This is a genomic window from Bacillus sp. AF62, assembly GCF_050312695.1.
Classification (GTDB): domain Bacteria; phylum Bacillota; class Bacilli; order Bacillales; family Bacillaceae_G; genus Bacillus_A; species Bacillus_A cereus.
This window is the reverse complement of sequence record NZ_JBNPJZ010000182.1, coordinates 1-2,630: the sequence shown is the minus strand read 5'-3', so window position 1 is coordinate 2,630 and position 2,630 is coordinate 1. Positions and strand designations below refer to the sequence as shown.

The window sequence follows — 2,630 nt, the reverse complement described above, 5'->3', positions numbered from 1 at the left end:
TTTAACAGCATAAATTTCAATTCCGTTAGGAATCGTTTGTTCATTTTTCATAAACCCACTATTTTTGCACCAGAGCCTTATAAAACGCTTGACACCCAGCGCATAATGGTTGCATGGGTCCAAAACAACCTTCGCTCCTCCATTATTTCTAATAAATCACGAAGACTTAAGTTGTACCGCAGGTACCAACGTACATTCAATTGACTGATATTAGGCTGATAATGTTTCCGTTTGAATATATTTTCTTGTACCATACTAATCACACATCTTTTTTGTTTCTTAAGAAGTGTTTTAAGTTAAATCTGTATCTTTAATTTGGTTTTAAAGACCTAAAATCAGTAATAATTTGGTTAAAAAATCATACACATAATAAAGAAATCCTTTCTGAAAAAAGTCCTATTTTTGTGGAATATGACATACATATATATTGCAACACTTGTTGATATACCGCAATGATAATGACAAGTGTTGCATAGCACTATTCTTGAAAAATACAATGAATTTTACACGTAATTGTCGAAGGTGTACGTTATTTTTGACGAATTACATAAAGTGTATATTTTAATTTTCATCCGTGTATCTTCTATATTCTAACTTTTTTATATGCGCCGCTTTTTTATTTGACATACGTTTAAAACTGTTTTTTTCTGTGGGTACAAATTGAATTAACTTTGAATAATTCGTTTGTGTACTATGTCTTGTTTAGATCAATTAAAATAATGTTTACTTATTTGAGAATCCCATCTGCAAATACATGAGGATTTGCAATTGTGACTATAAAATCATAATTATTTGTAAAAAATGATTTGGTCACTTGAACCAAATCATTTTGTACTATATACTAAATTTTAATAGATAGTTTCCATACTTCCTAAACCCTAAAGAAAAGCTAACCGTTATGGCTAGCTTTTCTATTTTTTAATCAAGTTGATGCTATGTAATTTCAAAGTACTAAATATAATCTCTTATTTTTAATATAACAAGTAATATTATTAGAAATTTAACATACACGTTTATCAGTGTAAACTGGCTTTTAACCATAAAGAATATTTGAGCTTCAGCGTACTAACATCGTTCCATAAGGTATTCTTATTATTACACACTGCTCTTATGGAAACGGATATACTCCTATAAAAGGAAATATATTTAAAATACGCACCTAATCATAAAAACCTTACGAATAAGTATGCGATTACCTACTTTTGTATAAATGATCTATTTTTTCTGGTACAAAAAAGGGTTATATTCACTAAGAAACACTTTTTATACTATACAGTAGGTGGTTTCGTTATGTTTGAAATCTTTCTATCATACATATATGCACGTATAATATATCATCCACATACTATGCGCATGATTGTATACTTATTCGTAAAATTTTCATGGGTAAGATAAGGAGAAAAGTATACATTTATACTTTTCTCCTTATCCACTTGTGTATGATTCTTAATTATAAATCTCACTTGTCACACATATCTTGTGTAGCAATAAGAATATCTTATAGAACCATTTATAGTATGTCCCAGCCCGATGTTCTTTATTACCGAAAGCTACTTTACACTAATAAACGTATAGGCATGCATGGTACTTTTTCTCTTTCATGTACTGTTCATAGTTCAATTAAGCGTTTAAATATTTTAACTAAATAAAAGCATATAGGCCTATAAAAAAGGTGCCTTACTAAATCCGTAAGGTTTTAAAAATTTTATCGTACATATTATATACTTAAAAGAATCGAAATGGTTCATACACAAACAAAAGATAAATAACATTACAGACGTCTCTTTTTAAATACACCAGAAAGCAGGTTTACGATTACTAAAATTTATCTTTCACCTGAAATTAGTGTTTCACATCTTCGTATTTTTGAGGAAGAAGTCTTTCTTAGAAAAAGATAAAATAATTTCGATTTTGAGATAGTAAAGTACCTATACAAAATTTTCTATAAGTTTTTTAGAAGAATTTATGAGATTTTATATCCATCCTAGGGAACTTAATTGTATTATTTAATAATATTTTATTTATTGTATACTTTTTATAGAGAGGGTTAATAAATTATGTTATGTCCAAATTGCTTATATGAAAAATTGAAACCTCTATATACCGAATATCCAAATTGGATATTGAGGTGTATGAAATGTAATTATACCTACATTCAATCAGAAAATTCACCTTTTATATATTTATAAAAATATGGATTTCTCCATATATACGTTGTTTATTCAAACGCACAGAACTTTTATTGCGTCTTAATAAGACTTGGTTGTATCTATTGCAGATAGTTCTAACATGTTACGCTAGAACTTAGGATAAGTTACTTTATCTACCTCCAAATTAACGCATAATTCATCCATCGTAAAGTCTAATTCAACAATTCTACTTCGATTTGTATAATCTCTTTTTCATATGCAGCCAAGATGGACACATAGTACTTACCAGTAGATGTCATGAAATAGTACAAGACTGGGCTTCTAAATATAGTTACATCTATATATATTGTTTATTATGTTTTCGTTTTTTATTTTAGAGGTTTGGGAGTCATTTTGACCAATAAAGAGGGTGTTGCAAAACTAAAATAAATATGCAATGTTATGAATCAGAAAAACTAGCTGAACATGCAATAGATAGCG

2 pseudogenes are annotated in these 2,630 nt (G+C 28.4%); both read right to left on the bottom strand.

Annotated features, from left to right (window positions below):
- Positions 1 to 92 precede the first annotated feature (92 nt).
- Positions 93 to 254, bottom strand: a pseudogene (locus ACQRBL_RS32045) (IS6 family transposase); the annotation flags it as partial.
- Between the two features lie 1,954 nt (positions 255 to 2,208).
- A pseudogene (locus ACQRBL_RS32040) lies at positions 2,209 to 2,449 on the bottom strand (RNA-guided endonuclease TnpB family protein); the annotation flags it as partial.
- Positions 2,450 to 2,630 lie beyond the last annotated feature (181 nt).